Source organism: Catellatospora methionotrophica, from assembly GCF_011297335.1.
GTDB classification, from domain to species: domain Bacteria; phylum Actinomycetota; class Actinomycetes; order Mycobacteriales; family Micromonosporaceae; genus Catellatospora; species Catellatospora methionotrophica.
On record NZ_JAAOTJ010000009.1, the window covers coordinates 205,229 to 229,756 of the forward strand.

Below are 24,528 nucleotides of genomic sequence, written 5' to 3' on the forward strand. Positions count from 1 at the left end.
CTGGCGCGACATGTCCGCCGCCGACGCACTTACGTGAAGCAATTTCGTGTACGGGATGGTAACGAAGTATTGACCGCGATGAAAGGGTCACCACTGATTGCCGGTACGCCGCGATGCGCCATGCCGGGGGCGGGGTGTCAAGAGCGTGAAGCGTGCGCGGGGGCGATGTGACCGGTGGGTAGCGACTGGCTGAGCGATCGTTCAGGCAATCGGGCTACGCTGTGCTCGAGATCCTGTGATCCAGGTGTCAGACCCCGGGAGGAAACGTGGACGCGAACGAGATCGCTGCCGGTCGCGAGCGCTGGCAGCAGCGGTACGACAAGGCGCACAAACGCGTCGCGGACTTCACCACGCTCAGCGGGGTCGAGGTCGAGCCGCTGTACGGTCCCGCCGAGGGCGTCGACTACCCGGGCTTCGAGCGTATCGGCTGGCCCGGCGAGTTCCCGTTCACCCGTGGCCTGTACCCGACCGGCTACCGGGGCCGGACCTGGACCATCCGCCAGTTCGCCGGGTTCGGCAACGCGGTGCAGACCAACGAGCGCTACAAGCTGATCCTGGGCGCGGGCGGCGGCGGCCTGTCGGTCGCCTTCGACATGCCGACGCTGATGGGCCGCGACTCCGACGACGGCCGCTCGCTGGGCGAGGTCGGCCACTGCGGCGTCGCCATCGACTCGGCCGCCGACATGGACGTGCTGTTCGGCGGCATCGACCTGCAGAAGGTCACCACCTCGATGACCATTTCGGGGCCCGCGGTGCCGGTGTTCTGCATGTACCTGGTCGCCGCCGAGCGCCAGGGTGCCGACCTGAGCAAGCTCGACGGCACCCTGCAGACCGACATCTTCAAGGAGTACATCGCGCAGAAGGAGTGGCTGTTCGACCCCGAGCCGCACCTGCGCCTCATCGGCGACCTGATGGAGTACTGCGCGCACAACATCCCGAAGTACAAGCCGCTGTCGGTGTCGGGCTACCACATCCGCGAGGCGGGTGCGACGGCCGCGCAGGAACTGGCGTACACCCTGGCCGACGGCTTCGGATACGTCGAGCTGGGCCTGTCGCGTGGCCTGGACGTCAACCTGTTCGCCCCCGGTCTGAGCTTCTTCTTCGACGCGCACGTGGACTTCTTCGAGGAGATCGCGAAGTTCCGCGCGGCCCGGCGCATCTGGGCCCGCTGGATGCGCGACGTGTACGGCGCGACCAGCGAGAAGGCCCAGTGGCTGCGCTTCCACACGCAGACCGCCGGTGTCTCGCTGACCGCGCAGCAGCCGGTCAACAACGTGGTGCGCACCGCCGTCGAGGCGCTGTCGGCGATCCTCGGCGGCACGAACTCGCTGCACACCAACGCCCTGGACGAGACCCTGGCGCTGCCCACCGACGAGTCGGCCGAGATCGCGCTGCGTACCCAGCAGGTGCTGATGGAGGAGACCGGCGTGATCAACGTGGCTGACCCGCTGGGCGGCTCCTGGTACGTCGAGGCGCTCACCGACAAGATCGAGGCCGAGGCCGAGGCGATCTTCCAGCGCATCAAGGAGCGGGGCACCGACGGCACCATCACCAGCGGCATCCTGCGCGGCATCGAGGACGGCTGGTTCACCTCGGCGATCGCCGACTCGGCGTACACCTTCCAGCGCGCGCTGGAGGAGGGCGACAAGCGCATCGTCGGCGTGAACTGCCACACCGGCACCATCGCCAAGGACCTGGAGATCATGCGCGTCTCCCACGAGGTGGAGCGCGAGCAGGTCAAGCTGCTCCAGGCCCGTCGCGCCGACCGCGACCAGGCCACCGTCGACGCCGCCCTCAAGCGGATGATCGACATCTCCCGCACCGAGGCCAACATGGTTCCCGCCATGCTCGACGCCTGCCGCGCCGAAGCCACTCTCGGCGAGATCTGCGACGCGCTGCGCGGCGAGTGGGGCGTATACCGGGAGCCCGCCCGCTTCTGATCCGCCGACCGACGATGGGATGACCGGCCCGTGCCGTAGCAGGCGCGGGCCCGCTGTCCGGCCTGCCGTCGCGGGCCGGACAGCCGTGCGCCGACGGGCGAGTCGGGAAGGGCGCCTTCCGCAACGCGAAACGTTAAGAAGGTGCCCTTCCTTTGGTTCGCGGCGTGGGTGGGGACCATGGCGGGGGCATTGTCACGGGCGTGGGAGACTGGGTAACCATGAGCGATCTCCGACCCGGACAGTCGATCTTCACGCGCGGTGCCGTGGATCTCGGCGCGCTGGCTGCGCGCACCCAGCAGGCACCGGCCGCGACCCCGGCCGCGCCCGCGAACACCCCGGCCGGTCCCGGCAACGGTGGTAACGGCGGCTTCCCCGGTGCGCCCGCGGGGGGCGGTCACGTGGTGGACGTCACCGAGGCCAACGTGCAGGACGAGGTCCTGCAGAAGTCGATGACCCTGCCCGTCGTGGTGGCGTTCCTGGCCCCGGGTTACCCCGAGGTGGACCAGCTGGCCGACGAGCTGGCGCAGTTCAACGCCGCCGACGGCGGCACCTGGGTGCTCGCGCGGGTGAACGCGCAGGCCGACCCCCGGCTGGCCGCCATGTTCCGGGTGCAGAGCGTGCCCACCGTGTACGCCGTGGTCGGCGGGCAGCCGATCGACGCGTTCGCCGGGCCCGTGCCGGCCGCGCAGCTGCGCCAGTGGCTGGACGCCGTGCTGCGGGCCGGTGGCGTCGACGTGGCGGTGCCCGAGGACCCGCGCCTGGAAGAGGCCGACGAGGCCCTGATCATGGGCAACCTGGACGAGGCCGAGAAGGCGTACCGCAAGATCTTGTCGGACTCGCCTAAGGACGCCGCGGCAGAGGCCGGCCTGGCCCAGGTCGTGCTGGCCAAACGGGTCGCCGGGGTGGACCCGCAGGCCGCGGTGGCCGCCGCCGACGCCGCACCCGACGACCTGCCCGCGCAGCTGAAAGCAGCCGACGTCGAGGTGCTGGCCGGTCAGGCAGAGCAGGCGTATCAGCGGCTGGTCAATCTCGTGCGCCGCGTCTACGGTGACGATCGGGAGACGGTGCGCCAGCACCTCGTGTCGCTGTTCGCCGTCGCCGGCCCGGACGACCCCGCGGTGGCGGCCGCGCGGCGTGCCCTGGCCAGCGCATTGTTCTAGAACCGCTCGTGGCCCGTCCCGGACGGCCCGCCAGTACGGCGGGCCACCGGGAACTCCCCACCAGCGTGCATGAGGCCAGGGGGGAGAGGTATGCGCCGCATCGCGGTTCTCGACGCGCCGTCGAACCTGGGCCTGCGCCCGCCCACCGAGACCTCCGTGCCCGGCTGCGCCAAGGCGCCGGGCGCGTTGCGGGACAAGCACCTGCTGACCCGTCTCGACGCGCGCGACGCCGGTTGCCTGACCCCGCCCCGCTACGACCCCGGCGACTGGCGTCCCGGCGACGGGGTGGCGCACGCGCTGCAGATCCACTCGTACAGCGTGCGGCTGGCCGAGCGGATCGGCGCGATCGTCGACGCCGGGGAGTTCCCGCTGGTGCTGGGCGGTGACTGCTCGATCCTGCTCGGTTCGGCGCTGGCCATGCGGCGGCTCGGCGAGGAGGTCGGCGGACGGATCGGCCTGGTCTTCGTCGACGGGCACTCCGACTTCCGCCACCCCGGCAACGCGCCGTACGTCGGCGCGGCCGCGGGTGAGGACCTTGCCCTGGTCACCGGCCGGGGCCAGACCGAGCTGGCCGGGATCGAGGGACGCCGCCCGTACTTCCGGGACACCGACGTCGTCGTGCTCGGCATCCGCGAGCACGACGAGTACCGCCTCGACCTGCAGGCGGCCGGTTTCGCCACCCGCCCGGCCACTGCCGTGCGCGCCGAGGGCGCCCGCCGCACCGCCCAGTGGGCCCGCGAGCGCCTGGCCGACTGCGCCGGCTACTGGGTGCACATCGACGTCGACGTGCTCGACCCCGCCGTGATGCCCGCCGTCGACGCCCCCGAGCCCGGCGGCATCGCCCTCACCGAACTCGAACTCCTCCTCACCGGCCTCGTCAACACCCCCGACTGCCTCGGCATGGAACTGACCGTCTTCGACCCGGACCACGACCCCGACGGTCGCCACGCCGCCGAACTGGTCACCACCCTGGTCACCGGCCTGGCCCCCCTCCTCCCCCCCAAACGCCCCACCCGCGCCCCCCGCGTCCCCAGCCCGCGCACCGCCTCGGAGAAACGCACCGCCGCCTGACCCCCCCCTCGGGGTCGATCATGAACTTGTCCACGTGTTCGACGGTGTGTCACCGCCCGCAACTTCATGATCGATCTGCGGGGGCGGTGGTGGTGCGGGCTACCCGGGGTGGAGGTGCGCGCGGTGCGGGCGGTCGCGGCGGTTAATGTGGCGCGCATGCCCGCTGTGCTATCCACCACGACGACCGTGGTCGCCCTGCTGCTGGCCGCTGTCGCCCTGCTCGCGGCGGCACGCGACCGCGCCCCGGACCGCGTGCAGCTGATCGGCACCGTCGTGGTCACCATCGCCGCGGTGCTGCTGGTCGGTGCGGCGGTCGCGAGCTGGATCGGTGGTCACTCGCCGCGCGAGACGACGACCTTCCTGGGGTACGCCCTGACGATGGTGCTCCTGCCCGCGGGCGCCTGGGTCGTCGGCCGGATGGAGCCGACCCGGTTCGGCAGCGTGATCATCGGCGTGGCCGCGCTGATCGTGCCCGTGCTGGTGCTGCGGATCGGGCAGGTGTTCGGTGCCTAGACCCGTCAACACCGGCCTCGGCCGGGTGCTCGTCTTCGTCTACGGCCTGTTCGCCGTCGCGGCGACCTGCCGGGCGGGCGTGCAGATCATCACGAAGTTCGGCGAGGCCCCGGTCTCGTACCTGCTCAGTGCGCTCGCCGCGGTGCTCTACATCGTCGCCACCGTCGGCCTGGTGCGCGGCGACGAGGGCGGCCGCCGCCTGGCGCGGCTCTGCTTCACGGTCGAGCTGGTCGGCGTGCTGGCCGTCGGCACGCTCAGCGTGCTCCAGCCCCAGGACTTCCCGGACGCCACCGTCTGGTCCGGCTTCGGCGAGGGCTACGGCTACCTCCCGCTCGTCCTGCCCGTCCTCGGCCTCATCTGGCTCCGCCGCAAGACCCCCGCCGGACCTGCGGAGGCATGATCGCTGTCTCGGGTCAGAACCTCTGGTGTGGCCTGAGGATGTGACCCGAAACAGCGATCATCGCGGAAAACCGGTCAGCGGAGGTTGCGGAGGAAGGCTTCGGAGACGGGGACGGCGGTCTCGCTGGGCTTGATGCCGTTCTCGACGAAGACGGCGAAGGCGAAGTCGCCCTGCCAGCCGATGAACCAGGCGTGCGTGTGCGCGGGGTTGTCGTCGTACTCGGCGGTGCCGGTCTTGCCGAAGACGGCCCCGCCGGGGACGTCCTTGAGGGCGGTGGCGGTGCCCACGGTGACGACCTCACGCATCATGGCGCGCAGCGGCTCGACGGTGGTCGGCTTGAGGGCCGGGCCGTCGGCGGCGGGCTTGGCCGGGACCGGGTCGAGCAGCAGGACGGGCTGCTTCCACTGGCCACGGGCGATCGCGGCGGCGACCCCGGCCATGGCGACCGGGCTGACGATGGTCTGGCCCTGGCCGAAGCTGGCCGCGGCCAGCTCGGTGGCGTTGCCGCCCGCCGAGACGCGTCCGGTGAACGCGGGCACGCCCAGGTCCCAGGTCTGGCCCAGGCCCAGCGCCGTACCGGCGTTGAGCAGGCCGTCGGGGCCCAGCTGCGGGGCCAGCGAGGCGAACGCGGTGTTGCAGGACTTGGCGAAGTCGGTGTGGAACGGGACGTTGCCGAGCTCCAGGAAGTTCGAGTTCTTGAACTGGCGGCCCTCGACGGTGAAGAACTTCGGGCAGGCGACGATCTGGTTGGCGGTCACCTTGCCCGCGTCGAGCAGCCCGTACGCCGAGACGGCCTTGAAGGTCGAGCCCGGCGGGACCTGCGCGGTGAAGGCGAGGTTGTCCGCGCCGCTGTTGGCCACCGCGACGAGCTTGCCGTCGCTGATCCGGATCGCCACCATCGCGCTGCGCTGCTTGACCGTGGCCAGCGCCTTCTCGGCCGCGATCTGGTACTTCTGGTCGATCGCGAGTTGGAGCTTCTCGCCGTCCTTCTTGTCGACCTTGTAGAGCGGGGTGTCCTGCACGGTGCCGTCGGAGGCCTTGCGGCTGGACACGACGCTCAGGCCCGCGGTGCCGCGCAGCCGGTCGTCGTAGCTGCGCTGGATGCCGCCGAGGCCGGCCTGGTCGCCGATCTGGTACACGCCGGGCTTGCTGTCCATGATCTCTTTGGTGACCGGCCCGACGGTGCCGAGCAGCGCCCGCGCGAACGTACGGGTCGGCGAGAGCAGCCAGTCCTCCTCGCGGAACGCCACTCCGGCTTCCATCTGCGCCCGCAGCCGTGCGCTGATCGGCTCGTAGATCTCGCGGCGCAGGGTCACGATCTCGACCAGCGCGTCCGGCTTGGCCTCCTTGACCCGGGCGGGCAGCTTGGCGAGGTCGTCCTTGCCGACGTCGTACGCCCCCGAGGTGAAGATCGTGGTCAGCTCCTTGACCAGCGCGTCGATGTCCTTGACCTTGCGCGGCTCGATGCCGATCACGACGACCGGCCGAGGCCGGACGATCTCGGCTCCGGTGCCGTCGAAGACGCCGGCCCGAGCCGGGGCGAGGCGGCGTACGGCCAGCTCGTCGCCCTTGGTCAGCTTCTCGTGTACGACCGACGGCTCCCAGATGACCTGCCAGTTGTCCTTGGCCTTGGTCATCCGCACCGTGGTGGTGTACTCCCAGACGGTCTTGTCCGGCAGCGGCTGGGCCACCTTGATCTGGGTGGTCGCCAGGCCCTGGTTCACGGCCGGGTCCTGCCTGGTCAGCGTCGGGGGAGTGTCCCGGAGGACACCCTCCAGCGCGCGCAGCTCGGTCTTGACCGTGTCGGCGGCCACACCCTGGCCGGTCGGGCTGACGAAAGTGACCTTGTCATAGGTCCCCGTCTTCCAGCCGGTCAGGAACGCGTCGAGCATGGGCTCGGGGCCGTCGTCCTTCGAACAGGCGGCGATGGCGGGCACCAGCAGCGACATCGCCACCAGGGAGAGGACGAACTTGGGACGGCGGATGTTCGCGCGCAGAGCCATGCGGGCATTCTGCCGCAACGGCACCGGCCGTGTCGCACCCGCGCTGTCCGGGACCGGACTCGGCGACCGCTGATGTCGGCGGCCCCGAACGAGTGCCAGGCGGGGGGTGCTGGCTAGGCTGGGGTTCGACGACGGGGCGGCCCCTGCAACGGCTCGTCCCACCAACGACCCACAGCGCGGTGGGCGAAGGGGAGTGCTTTTCATGGAGTCTGGCGGCGCAATCGACGGCGGCAGCGCTGCTGCCGAGGTCGAGGCCGGTGCGAGCGGCGACACCATCAGGAATGAGGGCCTGCCGCAGGCGCACCCCGACGACCTGGATGACAGCGATCTCGACGAGCCGCTGCCCAACGGCGAGCGCCTGATCGCGGCCGCGGTCGCGCTGGCGGCCGGGGGCAGCCCGGACACTCCGAGCCTGGCCGACGACCGGCTGGCCGAGGCACAGCTGGTGCAGCGGTACTGGCGCTTCGCCCCCGACGAGGAACTCGTCGACCTCACCCCGGCCCGCCTGGTCGAGGCCGCCCGCGCACACCGGGAGCTGGCCGCGTCGCGGATGCCCGGCGAGCTGAAACTGCGCCTGTCGCTGTCCCAGGAACCGCGCCACACCGTCGTGGAGGTCGTCACCGACGACATGCCGTTCCTGGTCGACTCGGTGACCGCGGCGCTGTCCGCGCGCAAGGACGTGCAGTTGCTGGTGCACCCGGTGATGGTGGTGCGCCGCGACGAGCAGGGTCACCTGACCGAGGTCTGCGCCGAGGTCGAGCCCGACGACGCCATCGCCGGCGACCTGGTCGAGAGCTGGATGCGCATCGAGGTCGGCGCGATCCGCGACGAGTCGGAGCTGAGGGGCCTGCGCGCCGACCTGGAGCGGGTGCTCGGCGACGTACGCCGGGCGGTCGAGGACTGGCCGCGGATGCGGGCGCAGGCGCTCGCGCTGGCCGACGAGATCTCCGGGGCCGAGCTGCCCGTGCCGGACCGCGACATCAGCGACTCGGTGGACCTGCTGCGCTGGCTGGCCGACCACCACTTCACCTTCCTCGGCTACCGCGAGTACGAGCTGATCCACGTGCCCGGCGCGGCCGGGTCGGCGACCGACCTGATGCGCGCCGTGCCGGGCACCGGCCTGGGCATCCTGCGCGGCGACGAGTCCACCGCCCGCACGCTGGAGTCGATGACGCCGGAGGCGCAGCAGAAGGCGCTGGAGAAGCGCCTGCTGGTGATCACCAAGGCGAACTCGCGGGCCACCGTGCACCGCTCGGCCTACCTGGACTACATCGGCTTCAAGATGTTCGACACCGACGGCAACGTCGTCGGCGAGCGCCGTTTCCTCGGCCTGTTCTCGTCGGCGGCGTACCGCACCAGCGTGCGGGACCTGCCGGTGATCCGCCGCAAGGTGGACAACGTGCTGGAGCGCTCCGGCCTGTCCGCGCGCAGCCACTCCGGCAAGGACCTGCTGGAGATCCTGGAGACGTACCCGCGCGACGAGCTGTTCCAGATCAGCACCGACGACCTGTACGCGGCCGTGACCGGGGTGCTGCGCATGGCGGGCCGCCGCCAGCTGCGGCTGTTCCTGCGCCGCGACGGCTACGGCCGGTTCATCTCCTGCCTGATCTACCTGCCCCGCGACCGGTTCACCACCGCGCACCGCCTCGCCATGCAGGACATCCTGCTGCGCGAGCTGAACGGCGTCGGCGTCGACTACACGACGCGGGTCAGCGAATCGAACCTGGCGCGTATCCACTTCATCGTGCGCACCGACCCCAACGACCCGCCCGGCGAGGTCGACGCCGACGCGCTGGCCGAGATGCTGGGCGACGCCACCCGCAACTGGGACGACGACTTCCGTCTCGTGCTGGAGCGCAAGGTCGGCGACGAGCAGGCCAAGCTGCTGGCCGCGCGGTACACCGACGCGCTGCCGGAGACGTACAAGGACGGGCACCTGCCCTACGAGGGCGCGCAGGACCTGGCGAAGCTGGAGCTGCTGGACGAGCCCGGCCAGCTGGAGATGCACCTGTTCCGGCGGCGCTTCACGGCCGGTTCGGGCAGCGTCGTCGAGGCCACCACGCCCGGCAACGACGTGCGCTTCAAGGTGTACCGGTACGGCGAGCCGATGCTGCTGTCGGCGGTGCTGCCGGTGCTGCACTCGCTGGGCGTGCGGGTCACCGACGAGCGGCCGTACGAGGTGCGCCGTGACGACGCGACCGTGTTCGTGTACGACTTCGGCCTGCAGCTGCCCTCGGGCGCGCGTGACCTGGCCGAGGTGCGGGCGCACGTGGAGAACGCCTTCGCCGCCGCGTGGCGGGGTGAGGCGGAGGTCGACGGCTTCAACGAGCTGGTGCTGCGCGCCGGGCTGACGTGGCGTCAGGTCGTCGTGCTGCGGGCGTACGCCAAGTACCTGCGCCAGGCCGGGACCGTCTTCGCGCAGGAGTCGATGGAGGCCACCTTCACGGCGTACCCGCAGATCGCGGCGATGCTGGTGGCGCTGTTCGAGACCCGGTTCAACCCGAACCTGCAGCTGAGTGACACCGAGCGCAGCAGCCAGGCCAAGGAGCTGATCTCGGCGATCGGCCGCCAGCTGGAGTCCGTGGCGAGCCTGGACCAGGACCGCATCCTGCGCAACTACCTGACCCTGATGCAGGCGACGCTGCGTACGTCCTTCTTCCAGAAGGCGGCCGACGGCCGTCCGAAGTCCTACATCGCGTTCAAGCTGGACCCGCAGGCGATCCCGGACCTGCCCGCGCCCCGGCCCAAGTTCGAGATCTTCGTGTACTCGCCCCGCTTCGAGGGCGTGCACCTGCGCTTCGGCGCGGTGGCCCGGGGCGGGCTGCGCTGGTCGGACCGGCGCGACGACTTCCGGACCGAGGTGCTGGGCCTGGTCAAGGCGCAGATGGTCAAGAACGCGGTGATCGTGCCGGTCGGGGCCAAGGGCGGCTTCGTGCTCAAGCAGGCTCCGGTCGGCGGCGACCGTGACGCCCTGCAGGCCGAGGGCGTGGCCTGCTACAAGCGGTTCATCTCGGCGCTGCTCGACATCACCGACAACCTCGACGCGGGCAAGATCGTGCCGCCGGCCGACGTGGTCCGCCACGACGGCGACGACCCGTACCTGGTCGTCGCCGCCGACAAGGGGACCGCGACGTTCTCCGACATCGCCAACGAGATCTCCGCCTCGTACGGGTTCTGGCTCGGCGACGCGTTCGCCTCCGGCGGCTCAGCCGGATACGACCACAAGGGCATGGGCATCACCGCCCGGGGCGCGTGGGAGTCGGTCAAGCGGCACTTCCGCGACCTGGACCGCGACATCCAGGCCGAGGACTTCACCGTCGTCGGCGTCGGCGACATGTCCGGTGACGTGTTCGGCAACGGCATGCTGCTGTCGGAGCACATCCGCCTGGTGGGCGCGTTCGACCACCGGCACATCTTCCTCGACCCGGACCCCGACGCGGCCGCGTCGTTCGCCGAGCGGCAGCGGCTGTTCGCCCTGCCGCGCAGCTCCTGGGCCGACTACGACACGCTGCTGATCTCGCAGGGCGGCGGGGTGTTCCCGCGCACCGCCAAGTCGATCCCGGTCACCCCGCAGGTCCGCGCCGCGCTCGGGCTCGCCGACACGGTCACCGCGATGAGCCCGGCCGAGCTGATGAAGGCCATCCTGCTCGCCCCGGTCGACCTGCTGTGGAACGGCGGCATCGGCACGTACGTCAAGGCGACCACCGAGTCGCACGCCGAGGTAGGCGACAAGGCCAACGACGCGATCCGGGTCAACGGCGGGCACCTGCGCGCCCGGGTCGTCGGCGAGGGCGGCAACCTGGGCCTGACCCAGGCCGGGCGCATCGAGTACGCCCGCAAGGGCGCGCAGGGCGCCGGTGGCCGGATCTTCACCGACTTCATCGACAACACGGCCGGGGTGGACTGCTCCGACCACGAGGTCAACATCAAGATCCTGCTGGGCGCGGACCCGGAGCTGGGCCGCGACGCCCGCAACGAGCTGCTGGCCTCGATGACCGACGAGGTCGCCGCGCTGGTGCTGCGGGACAACTACAGCCAGGCCACGGCGCTGGGCAACGCCCGCGCGCAGACCCTGTCGCTGCTGCCCGTGCACCGCCGCCTCATCACCGAGCTGGAGCGCTCCGGCCGCCTGGACCGGGCGCTGGAGGGCCTGCCCACCGACGAGGAGCTGGTGGCCCGCTCGGAGAACGGCGAGGGACTGTCCACGCCCGAGTTCGCGGTGCTGATGGCGTACGTGAAGATCGCGCTGGAGGAGGAGATCGTCCACTCCGACCTGCCCGACGACGCGTGGACCGCGCAGACGATGGCCGACTACTTCCCGACGCCGCTGCACGGCATGACCCAGCAGATGGCCGAGCACCGGCTGCGCCGCGAGATCGTCACCACGGTGCTGGTCAACGAGACCGTCAACCGGGGCGGCATCACGTTCGTGCACCGTACGGTCGAGGAGACGGGCGCGTCCGCCGCGGACGTGCTGCGCGCCTTCGAGATCGTGTGGGAGGTCTTCGACCTGCCCTCGCTGTGGGCGGCGGTGGAGGCTACCGACAACGTCGTGCCGACGGCCGCGCAGACGGCGGTCTACCTCAAGGCGCGGCGGCTGATGGACCGGGCGGTGCGCTGGCTGATCCAGAACCGGCGCTCGCCGCTCGACGTGCCCGGCGAGATCGCCAAGCTCAAGCCCGGCGTGTCCGCGCTGGCCCCGCGCATGAAGGAGATGTTCCTGGGCGCGGAGCGCGAGGGCATCGCCGAGCACGAGGCCGAGCTGACCGGCCTGGGCGCGACGCCCGAGCTGGCCGAGTGGGGCGCGCGCACGCTGTACAGCTTCGCGCTGCTCGACGTCGTCGAGGTCGCCTCGGCGACCGGCCACGACCTCGACGAGGTGGCGGGCGTCTACTTCGTCCTGTCGGAGCGCTTCCGCGTCGACGAGCTGCTGACGAAGATCTCCCAGCTGCCGCGCGACGATCGCTGGCAGACCCTGGCCCGGATGGCCCTGCGCTACGACCTCTACGCCGCCCTGGCGGCGCTGACGGGCGAGGTCCTGGCGGCCACCCCAGCCGGTGCCGCCCAGGAACGCGTGGCGCAGTGGGAGCAGCGCAACGCCGCGACCATCGCCCAGGCCCGCAAGTCGATCGGCGAGCTGGAGGGCATCAAGGCCGACCTGGCCCCGCTGTCCGTGCTGCTCCGCCAGATCCGCACGCTGGTCCGCACCGCCGCCGCCTGACCCGGCCACGGCGATCTCGCCTGAACTGCGGGGGCGACCCTCCTCATCGGGGGTCGTCCCCGCAGTCGTTCCGCGAGGTGGGCGCGCGCGAGCCGCCATCGGGGGGGTCGCCGGTCCATACCGGAGTGATGGCCTACGCGACGAGGCCCAGTACCTCGGCGGCGGCGCGGCCGTTGGCGTGGCTCGCGCCGTACGTGGTGACGAAGGCCTTCACGCCGCTGGGCCGCCAGCCCGCGGGCCAGCCCATCTCGACCACGGCCAGCGGGTGGGCCAGCGCCAGCTGCTCGGCCAGGGACCGGGCGGCGGGGTTGCGGTGGGTGTGCCGCCCCACGAGCACGATGGGCCGCCCGGCGGCGGCGTCGATGAGCGCGCCCGCGCTGGTCTCGTCGGCGGCCACGGCCAGTTGCGGCGTGCCGTCGAGGTGCGGGGACAGGCCCCACGGCACGGCGCCCTCGGCGATGGTGTGCCCGGCCCGCAGCTGTACGACGAAGGGGTGCTCGAACCCGGTCAGGCTGCCCTCGACGCTCACCGCGCGCCGCGCCGCGTCGTAGCCCAGCCGTGGGCTGAGCTCGATCTCCTCGATCCCGTGCGTCCAGGCCGCGAGGGCCTGGTTGCGGGCGACGGCCTGCTCGACCCGCGCGATCGGCAGCGTGCCGTCGGCGATCGCCCCGGCGATGGCGGCCGCCACCTGCTCGGTGATCTCCAGGTCGATGTCCGCGCCGAGGCACAGCAGGTCGGCCCCGGCCGCCAGCGCCCGTACCGCCGCCGGGCCGATGCCGCCCGCGGCCCGCGCAGCGCCCTGCATCTCCAGCGCGTCGGTGACCACGCAACCGGTGAAGCCGTACTCCTTGCGCAGCACGTCGACCAGCAGCTTCTCGCTGAAGGTGGCCGGGTCGTCGCCGGTGATCGCGGGCACCCGGATGTGCGCCGTCATGATCGCCTTGGTGCCCGCCGCGATGACGGCCGCGAACGGGGGCAGCTCACGGTCGCGCAGCAGCTGCGGGCTCACGTCGACGGTCGGCAGTTCGAGGTGGGAGTCGGCGACGGTCGCGCCGTGCCCGGGGAAGTGCTTGGCGCAGGCGGCGACCCCGGCCTGCTGCAGGCCGACGACGGCTGCGGCGGCGTGCGCGGCGACCCGGACCGGGTCCGCGCCGAACGAGCGGGTGCCGATGACCGGGTTGTCGGTGGCGGTGTTGACGTCGACGGTCGGCGCGAGGTTCAGGTTGACGCCGACGTCGGCCAGTTCCCGCCCGATGGAGTGGTAGACGCGGCGGGTCAGGTCGAGGTCGCCGATCGCGCCCAGCGCCGCGTTGCCCGGGTACGGGCTGCCGGTGAGGTGCGCCAGCCGGGTGACGTCGCCGCCCTCCTCGTCGATGGCGATCAGGGTGTCCCGGCGCGCGGCGCGCAGCTGCGCGGTCAGCCCCGCGAGCTGGCCGGGCTCGGCGACGTTGAACCCGAACAGCGTGTAGCCGGCCAGGCCTTCGCCGAGCAGGCCGGTGGCCCATTCGGGTGCGGTGTGGCCCGGGAACGCGGCGAGCATGGTGCGCAGTGCCAGCCGGCGCAGACCTGGATCAGTGGTCACGGTGTCCTCCGCTTCGACCCGACTTCGGTGGTAGGCCCTTCGGCCAGAGTGTCGGGTCTTGCCATCCATAGTGGTTTTGTGCGCGTAGGCCGTAGGCTACGGCCGTACCGGTTAAGGTAACCCAATCTAATAAGAAACTTTACTAAAAGCCAGCGCGCGCCGTAACCGGTGGTGCCGCATGCCGAACTCTAGGATGACGCACCATGGCCGCAGTATCCCAACCAGGCACGCCCCGGCTGCTCCGCGCGCTCAACGACCGGGCCGCGCTCGAACTCCTGCTGGCCCGGGGTCCGCTCACCCGCTCCCAGCTCGGCGAGCTGACCGGACTCTCCAAGGTCACCGCCTCCCAGCTGGTCGAGCGGCTGGAGGAGCGCGGTCTGGTGCGCCGGGTCGGTGAGCAGGCAGGCGGCCGCGGACCCAACGCGCAGCTCTACAACGTCGCCCCGAACAGCGCGTACGTGGTGGGCGTCGAGGTGGGCGACGAGCACGTGGTGGCCGCCTGCGCCGACATCACCGGCGCGGTGGTGGGGCGGGTCGAGGTGTCCACCAAGCCCGACGCCAACGGCGGCGGCGAGGACCCGGTCCGGCTCGTGCACAACGCCGTCGTGCAGGCAGCCGAGCAGGCGGGCGCGCAGCTCGGCGACGTACGCCGCATCGTGCTCGGCACCCCGGGCCTGGTCGACCCGAACACCGGCGACATCGTCTTCGCCTTCAACCTGCCCCGCTGGCAGCGCGGCCTCGCCGCGGCCCTGCGCGACGACCTGCACACCACGATCGTGTTCGAGAACGACGTGAACCTCGCCGCCGTCGCCGAGGCGCACACCGGCGCGGCCCGCGAGGTGGGCGACTTCCTGCTCGTCTGGATCGGCCAGGGCGTCGGCCTGGCCGTCATGCTCGGGGGTCGGCTGCACCGCGGCACCGCCGGAGCTGCCGGTGAGATCGGCTACCTGCCGGTGCCCGGCGCGGACATCCCGCGCGAGGTCAGCCGCCGCGGCAAGGGCGCTTTCCAGCAGGTCGCCGGGGCCGACGCGGTCCGCCAGGTGGCCCGCGAGCACGGCTTCCGGGCGAGCACGGCGGCCGAAGCGGTCAAGGCCGCCATCGCCGCCGGGACCAAGGGCGGCCCCGTGCTCGACGAGGTCGCCCGGCGGCTGGCGCTGGGCGTCGCGGCCTCCTGCATAGTGCTCGACCCGCCGCTGGTCGTGCTGGCCGGTGAGGTCGGCGCGGCGGGCGGCACCCCGCTGGCCGAGCGCGTACAGCACGAGGTCGCCGCGATCAGCCCGGTCGCCCCGCGGGTCGTGATGACCGGCGTGGCCGACGAACCCGTGCTGCAGGGCGCGCTGCTCACCGCCCTCGACGCGGTCCGCGACGAGGTGTTCGGCTCCACCGTCGACTGAACCGGGCCAGGCCGACCCCGCCGAACCGGCCGGGTCGGCCCCGCCGGGGATCAGGTGAGGTCGCGGCGGCGGAAGTTCGCGAACGCGGCGACGGTGAGCACCGCGGTCAGCCCGGCCAGGACCATGCCGCCGCTCAGCCGGGTGATCACCAGGTCGCCCGCGCCGTCGAGGCCGGTCCAGTACTTCAGGTCGCCGGTGACGAACGCGGACAGGTAGCTGGACAGGAAGTACGGGTCGTACGGGAGCATGCCGCCGATCTCGAAGACGATGCGCGCGCCCGCCTCCCAGATGAGGAAGTAGCCGACCGCGATGCCCAGCGCGGCCGCCGTGTGCCGGGCCAGCGTGGCCAGCGCGAAGGCGCACGCGGCCGAGGCAGTCGACAGCGCGATCCCGCGTCCGCAGAGCGCCAGCAGTTCGCCCCAGAACGCCGCGCCGGTGTCGCCGGTCCAGCCCGAGGTGTACGCGATCAGGTAGAACGCGCCGACGTACAGCACCGTGAACACGAGCGAGAACGCCACCACGCAGCCGGTCAGCGCGGCGAGTTTCGCGCCCAGGATCGACGAGCGCTGCGGCCGCCACAGCAGCAGGTTGGTGATGCCGCCGCTGCTCATCTCCGCCCCGATGAACGACGCGGCGATCACGAACGCGAAGAAGCTCAGGTACACCGCCAGGAAGACGGTCAGGCCCGAGATCTCCTGCGTGAACACGAACGCGTCCTCGAGGTAGAGCTCCGGCCGGATGTGGGAGGCGTCGGCGGCGACGTCACAGCCCTGCCGGAACGCGGCCTCCGCTGCCTCCCTGTCCTCGACGAACGCCTCCTGGCAGGTCACCTTGAACTGGGCGAGGCTGTTGCGCCGCTCCTGGGCGGTCCGCTCCGCGGCGGCCCAGGCGTCGCCGGTCGGCCGGGTGGAGTTGGCCAGGGTGGTCGCGGCGGTGATCCCGAAGACGGCGAACAGCCCGATCACCATGATGACGGTGAAGCGGCGCGACAGCAGGCGGCTCACCTCGGCGCGTACCAGATTCATGCCTTCTCCTCGCTTCGCACGTCGAGGTCGATGACGCTGTCCGTGGGCGGTCGGCGGCGGGCCGGTATCGCGATCTGCGGTGGGGCGTCGGGCGCGGGCCGGGTGCCGGTGAGGTCCAGGAAGACGCTCTCCAGGTCGGGGGTGAGCGGCGTCAGCTCGGTCAGCCACAGGCCGGCCTGGCCGAGCGTCTCGCTGATCGCGGCCGGGCCGCTGACGCCGCCGACGAACAGCGCGCCCTCGGCGATGCGCACCGTCGCGCCCGCCGCCCGCAGCAGCCCGGCGGCCCGTTCGGTGTCGGCGACCCGCACCAGGTGCTCACCGGTGTCGTGCCCGGCCAGCACCACCGAGACCGGGCCGTGGGCGACCCGCCGGCCGCGGTCGATGATGGTGACCGCGTCGCAGACCTGCTCGATCTCCGACAGCAGGTGGCTCGACAACAGCACGGTGACACCCTGCGCGGCGAGATCGCTCATCAGGGTGCGCATGGCGTGGATGCCGGAAGGGTCCAGCCCGTTCGCGGGCTCGTCCAGGATCAGCAGCTCCGGCCGCTTGAGCAGGGCCGAGGCGACGGCGAGCCGCTGGCGCATGCCCAGCGAGTACACCTTGACCGGCTCGTCGGCGCGGTCGCGCAGCCCGACGGCGGTCAGCGCCTCGTCGACCCGCCCCCGGGGCAGCCCGCCCGCGGTGGCCAGCAACTGCAGGGTCTTGCGACCGCTGAACGGGGTGAAGAACGCGGGACTCTCCACGATCGCGCCGACCCGGTGCGCCACCGCGCCGAACTCGGTGCTGGGCCGGTCCAGGATGCGCAGCACGCCCTCGTCGGGCCGCAGCAGGCCGAGCAGCGTACGCAGGGTGGTGGTCTTGCCCGAGCCGTTGGGGCCGAGGAACCCGTGGACCTGGCCCTTCTCGACGTACATGTCGAATCCGTCGAGCGCGGTCTTGTCGTCACGCCACAGGCTGCCGAACGTCTTGCACAGCCCGTTGATCTCGATCACGGCGGTCACAGCGCCTCCCCATCGGTCTGTGTGCCACGCCACCGTATGTGATGCGGCGTCGCCCGTGGGGTCGGTCAGCGGCCCGGACTGTGATCTGGCTGGCACGTCGCACCTGTGCGGCGGCGGCCGTGATTGGATATCGGCGTGTCAGGACTGCACCGCGTTGCTCAGACCGTCCCCGAGGTGAACCGGGCGGTCGCCCCGGACGACCCCGATCTCGTCATCGCCGCCGAGGGCGTCGATGTCGTGCGCGAAGGCAAGCACCTGCTACGGGACATCTCGTGGCGGGTCGAGCTGGACGAGCGCTGGGTGGTGCTCGGGCCCAACGGTGCGGGCAAGACCACGCTGCTGCACCTGGCCGCGGGCCGCGCGCACCCGACCAAGGGCGCGGTGTACGTGCTCGGCGAGCGCATCGGCCGCGTCGACATGCACGAGTTGCGCACCCGGATCGGGCTGTCCACGGCCGCGCTCGCCGAGCGGGTGCCGCCGGCCGAGCTGGTCCGCGACGTGGTGGTCACCGCGTCGTGGTCGGTGGTGGGGCGCTTCCGGGAGTCGTACGACCCGATGGACGAGGCCCGCGCCGAGGCGCTGCTGGCCGAATGGGGCATGGCCGGGCTGGCGCAGCGCCAGTACGGCACGCTGTCGGAGGGCGAGCGCAAGCGCACCCAGATCGCCCGCGCCCTGATGACCGACCCGGAGCTGCTGCTGCTCGACGAGCCCGCCGCCGGGCTGGACCTGGGCGGCCGCGAGGACCTGGTGGCCCGGCTGTCCGAGCTGGCCGCCGACCCGGACGCGCCCGCGCTGGTGCTGGTCACCCACCATGTCGAGGAGATCCCGCCGAGCTTCACCCACGCGCTGCTGCTGCGCGAGGGCGGCATCGTGGCGGCCGGGCCGATCCCGCAGACGATCACCTCGGACAACCTGTCGGCGACGTTCGGCCTGCCGCTGGAGGTCGCCTCGACCGGAGGCCGGTTCACCGCCCGCGCCCGCTGACGTCCGCCGAAGCGGCACGGGCCTTGCCTTGACCGGTCACGATCGTAGGTATGCGCACGCTCCTGAACATCCTGTGGTTCATCTTCGGCAGCGGCTTCCTGCTGGCCATCGCGTACGGGCTGGCCGGCATCATCTGCTTCGTCCTGATCGTGACCATCCCGTTCGGCGTGGCCTCGTTCCGGATCGCCCGGTACGCGCTCTGGCCGTTCGGCTACACGATCGTGGAGAAGCCGAGTTCGGGGCTCGCCTCCACGCTCGCCAACGTCGTCTGGCTGATCGTGGCGGGCTGGTGGCTGGCGCTGACGCACATCGTCACCGGCGTCGCCCAGTGCATCACCATCATCGGCATCCCGTTCGGCGTCGCCAACTTCAAGCTGGTCCCCGCCGCCCTGTGGCCGCTGGGCCGAGAGATCGTCGAACGCCCCTGATCGCCCCGGCCCGGTCGGCCGGCCCCGCTTTTGATAGACGCTGGCCTATTACGTCGAGTTTGATCTACAAATAATCGATGTAATAGGCCAGCGTCTATGTAGGGCAATGTCGGTGCAGGGTCAGCGGTGCTGTTCCAGGGCGCGCTGGATGGAGCGGTAGATGCGGCCGAAGCGGGCCTCGTCGTTCACGCGGAGCAGGAGCAGCTCGCGGCCGCGCCACACCGCCCAGATCTCGTGCATGGCGATGCCCTGGTCGTAGCTGTGGTCGAGGCGGTGCAGGGTCCATTCGAGGGCGGGGCCGGCCAGGCCGACCAGCAGCACCACGATGGCCAGCGGCACCAGCACCCGGCCCGCCGCCCCGGAGTCGCCGACGGTGGTGGCGACCAGGTAGATGAGCCCGAGCAGGGTCAGCGCCGCGCCGACCACGAGGCCCGCGTTGAGGGCGCCCCGGCCGGCCATCCGGCGCATGGACCGCGGATCCGCGGTGATCTCGCGGTGCCAGACGTACTCCAGGTCCCCGAGCTGGAAGACGCGGTCGTGGATGTGGATCGCGGTGGAGGTGACTTCCACCGCGGGATCGCGGTAATAGACGATCATCGCAGCCTCCGGCCCTCACCGTAGGCGATGTACGCAAACCGCCTAAGATCGTCCTAACGGCACTCGACGAGGAGGCAGCGGTGGGCGAATTCGTGAACGTGGAAGTCGACGCGGGGATCGGCACCATCCGGTTGGAACGCCCGCCGATGAACGCGCTCAGCGTGCAGGTCCAGGAGGAGCTGCGGGCCGCGGCGCTGGCCGTGACCGCGGACAGCCGGATCGCCGCCGTCGTCGTCTACGGCGGGCCGAAGGTCTTCGCGGCGGGCGCCGACATCAAAGAGATGGCAGACATGTCGTACGTGGACATGTCCGCTCGTGCCGGTGCGCTGAGCAGCGCCTTCGACGCCATCGCGCGCATCCCGAAACCGGTCGTCGCGGCGATCACCGGTTACGCCCTGGGCGGCGGCTGCGAGCTGGCGCTGGCCTGTGACTGGCGGGTCGTCGCCGAGGACGCCAAACTCGGCCAGCCCGAGATCAAGCTGGGCATCATCCCCGGCGCGGGCGGCACCCAGCGGCTGGCGCGGCTGATCGGCCCGGCCAAGGCCAAGGACATCATCTTCACCGGCCGTATGGTCGACGCCGAGGAGGCTCTGGAGATCGGGCTCGCCGACCGGGTGTGCGCCGCCGAGATGGTGTACGACCAGGCCAAGGCTCTGGTCGCCGGTTTCGTGAACGGCCCCGCGCAGGCGCTGAAGGCGGCGAAGCTGGCCATCGACGGCGGCCTGGACCACGACCTCGCGACGGGTCTGGCCTGGGAGTCCCAGCTGTTCGCGGCGCTGTTCGCCACCGAGGACCGGCGCGAGGGCATGACCGCGTTCGTGGAGCGCCGCCAGGCCAAGTTCATCGGCCGCTGAGTCCGGCCACCGGGCGGCGCGCCGGGCCTCGGCCCTGAACACCGCCCGGTCACAGCCGCCGCGTCGCCGCCGACCGCGACGCGGTGCGGCATTGCGTTCGCGATTTCGTGAGTCCTCTTCATATTTTCTCGCGTGCTGGATAGGCTCCCGGCACACGAAGGGACACGGTCATGGCTTCTGACAGCGCTGTTTCCGGCCACGGTGGACAGCTCGCGCTGGCCGCGTTGCAGGCCGCGGGCGTACGCGAGATGTTCACCCTCTCCGGCGGGCACGTCTTCCCGCTATACGACGCGGCCCATCAGGAAGGCTTCCCGCTCTACGACGTACGGCACGAGCAGACCGCCGTGTTCGCCGCCGAGGCGGTGGCCAAACTGCAGCGCCGTCCCGGCGTCGCGGTGCTCACCGCCGGTCCCGGCGTCACCAACGGTGTCTCCGGTCTGACCAGCGCCTTCTTCAACGCCGCGCCCGTGCTCGTGCTCGGCGGGCGGGCCCCGCAGTTCCGCTGGGGCTCCGGCTCGCTGCAGGAGATCGACCACCTGCCGATCGTCGCGCCGGTCACCAAACACGCCGCCACCGTCGGCGCCACCGACGACATCGCCGCGGCGGTCACCACCGCGCTGGAACACGCGCTCGCCCCGCACCGCGGGCCGTCGTTCCTGGACCTGCCTCTCGAAGTCGTCTTCAGCACCGGCGACGGCAAGGCGGTCGCGCCGCAGATCCAGGTGCTGGAACCGGACCCCGAGCTGGTGGAGAAGGCCGCCCGGCTCATCGCGGGTGCGCAGCGCCCGGTGATCATCGCCGGTTCCGACGTGTACGGCGGGAACGCGACCGAGGCCCTGCGCGCTGCCGCCGAGGCGCTGACCGTGCCCGTCTTCGCCAACGGCATGGGCCGCGGCACGCTGCCGCCGAGCCACCCGCTCGCCTTCGCCAAGTCCCGCCGCAAGGCCCTGGACGGGGCGGACGTGGTCGTCGTCGTGGGCACCCCGCTCGACTTCCGGCTGGGCTTCGGCGACTTCGGCGCGGCACAGGTCGTACACATCGTCGACGCGCCGAGCCAGCGCGCCGAGCACGTCGCGGTCGCCGTCTCGCCCGCGGGCGACCTGCGCGCGATCCTGACCGGCATCGCCGCACACGCCGGGGACCGGGTGGACCACGGCGACTGGGTGGCCACGCTGCGGGCCGCCGAGCAGGCACAGGCAGCCAAGCACGAGCTGGAGATGCAGGCAGACACCGAGCTGATCAAACCGGCCCGGGTGTACGGCGAGCTGCGCAAGGTGCTGGCTGCCGACGCGGTCACCATCGGCGACGGCGGCGACTTCGTCTCGTACGCCGGGCGCTACCTGGAGCCGTCCGTGCCCGGCAGCTGGCTCGACCCCGGCCCGTACGGCTGCCTCGGCACCGGCATGGGTTACGCCATGGGCGCCCGCGTCACCTACCCCGACCGCCAGATCTGCGTCCTGATGGGCGACGGCGCGGCCGGCTTCTCCCTGATGGACGTCGAGTCCCTGGTCCGCCAGCAGCTTCCCGTCGTGATGGTCGTCGGCAACAACGGCATCTGGGGCCTGGAGAAGCACCCCATGCGCGCCATGTACGGCTACGATGTCGCCGCCGACCTCCAGCCCGGCCTGCGCTACGACGACGTCGTCAAGGCCCTCGGCGGCGGCGGCGAAACCGTAGCCAAGGCCACCGACCTCCCCGCCGCCCTCGACCGCGCCTTCTCCTCAGGCGTCCCCTACCTCGTCAACGTCATCACCGACCCCGACGACGCCTACCCCCGCTCCGCCAACCTCGCCTAACCCCACTGCTCCACCCCCCGGCACCCTCGGCAAGCCCCGCGCGCCCGGCAAGCCCCGCGCGCCCGGCTGGGGCCGGGGGCTCCGCAGGGCCGCGCGCTCCGCGCGCTTCGGACGAAGGAAGGGCACCTTCCAAACGCTTCGCGTAGAGGAAGGTGCCCTTCCTTAACGCGCCGCCCACCCCGCGCCCCGTGTCCACTGGGGAAGATCGCTGTTTGCGGTCAAAACCTGTGGTTAGACCGCACCTTTTGACCGCAAACAGCGATCTTGCCCGGTCGGTGAACCCGCCAGCCCACCGGGCAGCTCCCCCGGATCCCTGCCAACCGAACCGGCGTGCGAACCGGCCTGTGGACCAGCCGATGCGGACCAGGGCTGCGGACCGGTACGGCAGGCCCAGCGGCGGCGGACGTGGTCGCCCGCCGCCGAGGGCCGGTCAGGCGGTCGCGGGTTCCGGGAGCGGGTCGGGGACCGGTGTGGCCTCGCGGGCGCGTACGGCGACGAGGACCGCGCCGAGGGCCCACGGGATCCAGACGACCTCGGTCAGCACCCGCAGCAGCGCGGGGGAGACCGGCAGCCACGGGATCATGATCAGCCCGTGGTCGATCGCGCCGAGCAGTGCGAACACGGCCACGATCAGCGTGGTCATCCCCAGCTTGCGGGCGGCCGTGCCGCGCAGGGCCAGGCCGAGCAGGGCGAAGCCGGCGCCGTACAGGGCGAGCCCGATCGGGTGCAGGACGCTGCCCATCTCGATGGTGCCGAACACGCCGACGGTCAGGCCGCCGATCGCGAGCAGCAGGCCGAGCAGGGCGCGCTTCGAGGCGCGCAGGCGGCGGTAGTACAGGCCGATCGCCAGCAGCCCCAGCAGGACGGCACCGCCGAACGCCCACTTCACCTCGATGCGCTCCAGGCCCGCGGCGGCGTACTCGCCGTACCAGTCGCAGTCCGACGGCAGGTGCTGGCGGCCGCCGTCGTAGCCGGCGCAGGCGTACATCTTCAGCGTTGCGGCGGGCTCGCCGAAGTAGCGGTGCGCACCGATCGCGGGCAGGTCGTCGTCGCCGCAGCCGGGCACGGTACGGAGGTTCGTGTCGGACATGTCCGTCCAGCAGCTGCCGACGCCCTGCCCGTCCCACCAGAAGTTCAGCCCGTTCGGCTTCGTCTCGCCCTTCTCGCTGACCCCCATCACGTTGTCGAGGTAGCGGTTGTGGTGCGAGGTGTCGAACTGCTGCGCGAACCCGGTGTCGTTGCGCACGAACCCCGGCACGAAGCTGGTCACGAAACCCGAGTACTGGTTGCCGTAGATGTGGTTGCCGCGCCAGATGTTGTAGTTGCCGCCCGGGTTGACCACGCCCGCGCCGACTGGCAGCCCGACCGCCGGACACACCACACCCTGCTCGTATCCGCGTTCGGCGAACGGCTTCTTGCAGGTGCCGTCGACGATGTGCCGGTAGTAGTCGGTGTTGTTGTTCGCGATGACGTTGTTCTCGAACTTCGAGTGGTTCTGCGGCATGCCCGGGTGGTCGGGGAAGGCGCTGTCGGTGGCGATGCCGGCGGTGTTCTCGGTGAAGACGCTGTCGTGCACCCAGACCGAGTCGCCGGCGGTGCCGGAGTAGCCGAGCGTGTTGTGGTGGCCGTAGCAGCGCTGGATCTCCACCGCGTAGCGCGGCACGTCGTGGCCCCGGTCCTTGTTGATGTTCGAGGCGGCGCCGGGGTAGAAGGCCGAGTCGCCGTTGCCGTAGCCCTCGCAGTCGGTGTAGAGCCCGTGGTCGACGGCGAAGGTCAGGAAGGCGTACTCGTCGTTCCAGCGGCCCATGGTCCGGTCGACCACGAAGCCGTCGGTCTCCATGATGTAGAAGGCGTTGAACTGGGCCCGTTGCGCGGACATGTTGCGCAGGTACACGCCGTCGGCGTTGTCGGCCCGGATCGCGTTGAGCTTCTTGTACTGCGCGTCGACGAGCACGTCCTCAGGCTTCGCGCCGGTGCCTTCGAGCTGGAGGTTCTTCTTGCCGAGGATGGCAACCAGGTTGGCCAGGTGCGGGCAGGCGAGCTGCTGGTCCCAGGTGAGTACGGGGTAGCCGTAGATCCGGCCGCGTACCGCGCCGTTCTCCATGGCCGCGCAGGTGGGACTGGCGGGGGCGATGCTCGGCTCCTCCAGGTATACGCCCGGAAGGATCTTGATGTTGGTGCCGGGCAGGTGGGCGGCGTCCACGGCCTGCTGGATGTGGCGGAAGCCGTCGGCCTGGCAGCGCGTCCACAGCTGCTCGTTGGCGGCCTTGAGGTCGGCGGGGAAGGCGGCGATGCGCTTGGCGAAGTCGTCCGGGTCGGTCTTGCAGACCAGCAGCGTGGGCCCGTCGGTGCGGTAGACCGGGACGCTGCCGGTGCCGTCCAGCTCGCGGGTGGCGCGTTCCTCGTGCGCCGAGGCCGCGGTGGCCGGACCGAGTATGGCGATCGCCGCCACGGCGACGGTGCCGAGCAGACGTGTGTATGCCTTCATGGCGGCGGAGCCTAGAGAACCTTTCACGTTCTGGCCAGACCCCGCGCCGACGTGCCCCAAGGTCATCC

Annotated in this window: 17 protein-coding genes; 11 read left to right on the forward strand and 6 right to left on the reverse strand. The window is 71.5% G+C overall.

Annotated elements, in window-relative coordinates:
* Window positions 1-266: 266 nt before the first annotated feature.
* The 5 genes from HAV40_RS21485 (at window position 267) to HAV40_RS21505 (ending at window position 5,084) form a co-directional block, all read left to right on the forward strand.
* Window positions 267-1,940 carry a coenzyme B12-dependent isobutyryl-CoA mutase large subunit gene (locus HAV40_RS21485; RefSeq protein WP_166383992.1) on the forward strand — a complete coding sequence of 558 codons (1,674 nt, stop codon included), beginning with the start codon at window positions 267-269 and terminating at the stop codon, window positions 1,938-1,940.
* A gap of 218 nt (window positions 1,941-2,158) precedes the next feature.
* Entirely contained in the window at window positions 2,159-3,100 is a 942-nt protein-coding gene (locus tag HAV40_RS21490) for a tetratricopeptide repeat protein (RefSeq protein WP_166383994.1), read from the forward strand.
* A 90-nt stretch (window positions 3,101-3,190) separates the two neighbouring features.
* Window positions 3,191-4,171 (forward strand): arginase family protein, encoded by a 981-nt coding sequence (locus HAV40_RS21495; RefSeq protein WP_166383996.1) that lies wholly within the window; start codon window positions 3,191-3,193, stop codon window positions 4,169-4,171.
* A gap of 156 nt (window positions 4,172-4,327) precedes the next feature.
* Window positions 4,328-4,684 (forward strand): hypothetical protein, encoded by a 357-nt coding sequence (locus tag HAV40_RS21500; protein ID WP_166383998.1) that lies wholly within the window; start codon window positions 4,328-4,330, stop codon window positions 4,682-4,684.
* Window positions 4,677-5,084: a hypothetical protein gene (locus HAV40_RS21505; RefSeq protein ID WP_166384000.1), complete on the forward strand. Its 408-nt coding sequence runs from the start codon at window positions 4,677-4,679 to the stop codon at window positions 5,082-5,084. Before HAV40_RS21500 ends, HAV40_RS21505 begins: the two co-directional genes overlap by 8 nt.
* A gap of 74 nt (window positions 5,085-5,158) precedes the next feature.
* Here the strand turns inward: HAV40_RS21505 and HAV40_RS21510 are convergent, their stop codons facing one another.
* Window positions 5,159-7,087: a penicillin-binding transpeptidase domain-containing protein gene (locus HAV40_RS21510; RefSeq protein WP_166384002.1), complete on the reverse strand. Its 1,929-nt coding sequence runs from the start codon at window positions 7,085-7,087 to the stop codon at window positions 5,159-5,161.
* A gap of 202 nt (window positions 7,088-7,289) precedes the next feature.
* Here HAV40_RS21510 and HAV40_RS21515 point away from each other — a divergent pair, with 202 nt between their 5' ends.
* A complete protein-coding gene (locus HAV40_RS21515; protein ID WP_166384004.1) occupies window positions 7,290-12,308 on the forward strand; it encodes an NAD-glutamate dehydrogenase in 5,019 nt (1,672 codons plus the stop codon).
* A 133-nt stretch (window positions 12,309-12,441) separates the two neighbouring features.
* Here HAV40_RS21515 and HAV40_RS21520 read toward each other — a convergent pair whose 3' ends face one another.
* Complete coding sequence (locus HAV40_RS21520; protein ID WP_166384006.1) at window positions 12,442-13,890, reverse strand: glycoside hydrolase family 3 protein; 1,449 nt, start codon at window positions 13,888-13,890, stop codon at window positions 12,442-12,444.
* Between the two features lie 203 nt (window positions 13,891-14,093).
* Between HAV40_RS21520 and HAV40_RS21525 the strand changes: the two genes are divergently transcribed.
* Window positions 14,094-15,284, forward strand: coding sequence for an ROK family transcriptional regulator (locus HAV40_RS21525; RefSeq protein ID WP_166384008.1), 1,191 nt, complete (start codon window positions 14,094-14,096; stop codon window positions 15,282-15,284).
* Window positions 15,285-15,334: 50 nt separating this feature from the next.
* On the opposite strand, the gene HAV40_RS21530 is transcribed toward HAV40_RS21525, so the two are convergent.
* Together HAV40_RS21530 and HAV40_RS21535 are read right to left on the reverse strand one after the other, a co-directional pair.
* The gene (locus HAV40_RS21530) at window positions 15,335-16,309 is read right to left on the reverse strand and encodes an ABC transporter permease subunit (RefSeq protein WP_166384010.1); all 975 of its coding nucleotides are present in this window, start codon (window positions 16,307-16,309) and stop codon (window positions 15,335-15,337) included.
* Window positions 16,306-17,313, reverse strand: coding sequence for an ATP-binding cassette domain-containing protein (locus HAV40_RS21535; RefSeq protein WP_166384011.1), 1,008 nt, complete (start codon window positions 17,311-17,313; stop codon window positions 16,306-16,308). The genes HAV40_RS21530 and HAV40_RS21535 overlap by 4 nt, the downstream gene beginning before the upstream one ends.
* 144 nt (window positions 17,314-17,457) lie before the next feature.
* On the opposite strand from HAV40_RS21535, the gene HAV40_RS21540 reads away from it, so the two are divergent.
* Complete coding sequence (locus tag HAV40_RS21540; protein ID WP_166384165.1) at window positions 17,458-18,297, forward strand: ABC transporter ATP-binding protein; 840 nt, start codon at window positions 17,458-17,460, stop codon at window positions 18,295-18,297.
* Between the two features lie 50 nt (window positions 18,298-18,347).
* Window positions 18,348-18,725 carry a YccF domain-containing protein gene (locus HAV40_RS21545; RefSeq protein ID WP_166384013.1) on the forward strand — a complete coding sequence of 126 codons (378 nt, stop codon included), beginning with the start codon at window positions 18,348-18,350 and terminating at the stop codon, window positions 18,723-18,725.
* A 120-nt stretch (window positions 18,726-18,845) separates the two neighbouring features.
* Here HAV40_RS21545 and HAV40_RS21550 read toward each other — a convergent pair whose 3' ends face one another.
* Window positions 18,846-19,322 (reverse strand): DUF6232 family protein, encoded by a 477-nt coding sequence (locus tag HAV40_RS21550; RefSeq protein ID WP_166384015.1) that lies wholly within the window; start codon window positions 19,320-19,322, stop codon window positions 18,846-18,848.
* Between the two features lie 80 nt (window positions 19,323-19,402).
* On the opposite strand from HAV40_RS21550, the gene HAV40_RS21555 reads away from it, so the two are divergent.
* The gene (locus HAV40_RS21555) at window positions 19,403-20,176 is read left to right on the forward strand and encodes an enoyl-CoA hydratase/isomerase family protein (protein WP_166384017.1); all 774 of its coding nucleotides are present in this window, start codon (window positions 19,403-19,405) and stop codon (window positions 20,174-20,176) included.
* Between the two features lie 170 nt (window positions 20,177-20,346).
* Window positions 20,347-21,972: an acetolactate synthase gene (locus HAV40_RS21560; protein WP_166384019.1), complete on the forward strand. Its 1,626-nt coding sequence runs from the start codon at window positions 20,347-20,349 to the stop codon at window positions 21,970-21,972.
* Window positions 21,973-22,402: 430 nt separating this feature from the next.
* Here the strand turns inward: HAV40_RS21560 and HAV40_RS21565 are convergent, their stop codons facing one another.
* On the reverse strand, window positions 22,403-24,460 hold the full coding sequence (locus tag HAV40_RS21565; protein WP_166384021.1) for a hypothetical protein: 2,058 nt from the start codon (window positions 24,458-24,460) through the stop codon (window positions 22,403-22,405).
* Window positions 24,461-24,528: the final 68 nt, after the last annotated feature.

Bases quoted from the DNA above. Each gene is read 5' to 3' on its own strand.
- HAV40_RS21490 (WP_166383994.1), top strand. From the start codon at position 2,159: ATGAGCGATCTCCGACCCGGACAGTCGATCTTCACGCGCGGTGCCGTG.
- HAV40_RS21495 (WP_166383996.1), top strand. From the start codon at position 3,191: ATGCGCCGCATCGCGGTTCTCGACGCGCCGTCGAACCTGGGCCTGCGC.
- HAV40_RS21500 (WP_166383998.1), top strand. From the start codon at position 4,328: ATGCCCGCTGTGCTATCCACCACGACGACCGTGGTCGCCCTGCTGCTG.
- HAV40_RS21510 (WP_166384002.1), bottom strand. From the start codon at position 7,087: ATGGCTCTGCGCGCGAACATCCGCCGTCCCAAGTTCGTCCTCTCCCTG.
- HAV40_RS21515 (WP_166384004.1), top strand. From the start codon at position 7,290: ATGGAGTCTGGCGGCGCAATCGACGGCGGCAGCGCTGCTGCCGAGGTC.
- HAV40_RS21525 (WP_166384008.1), top strand. From the start codon at position 14,094: ATGGCCGCAGTATCCCAACCAGGCACGCCCCGGCTGCTCCGCGCGCTC.
- HAV40_RS21530 (WP_166384010.1), bottom strand. From the start codon at position 16,309: ATGAATCTGGTACGCGCCGAGGTGAGCCGCCTGCTGTCGCGCCGCTTC.
- HAV40_RS21545 (WP_166384013.1), top strand. From the start codon at position 18,348: ATGCGCACGCTCCTGAACATCCTGTGGTTCATCTTCGGCAGCGGCTTC.
- HAV40_RS21550 (WP_166384015.1), bottom strand. From the start codon at position 19,322: ATGATCGTCTATTACCGCGATCCCGCGGTGGAAGTCACCTCCACCGCG.
- HAV40_RS21560 (WP_166384019.1), top strand. From the start codon at position 20,347: ATGGCTTCTGACAGCGCTGTTTCCGGCCACGGTGGACAGCTCGCGCTG.
- HAV40_RS21565 (WP_166384021.1), bottom strand. From the start codon at position 24,460: ATGAAGGCATACACACGTCTGCTCGGCACCGTCGCCGTGGCGGCGATC.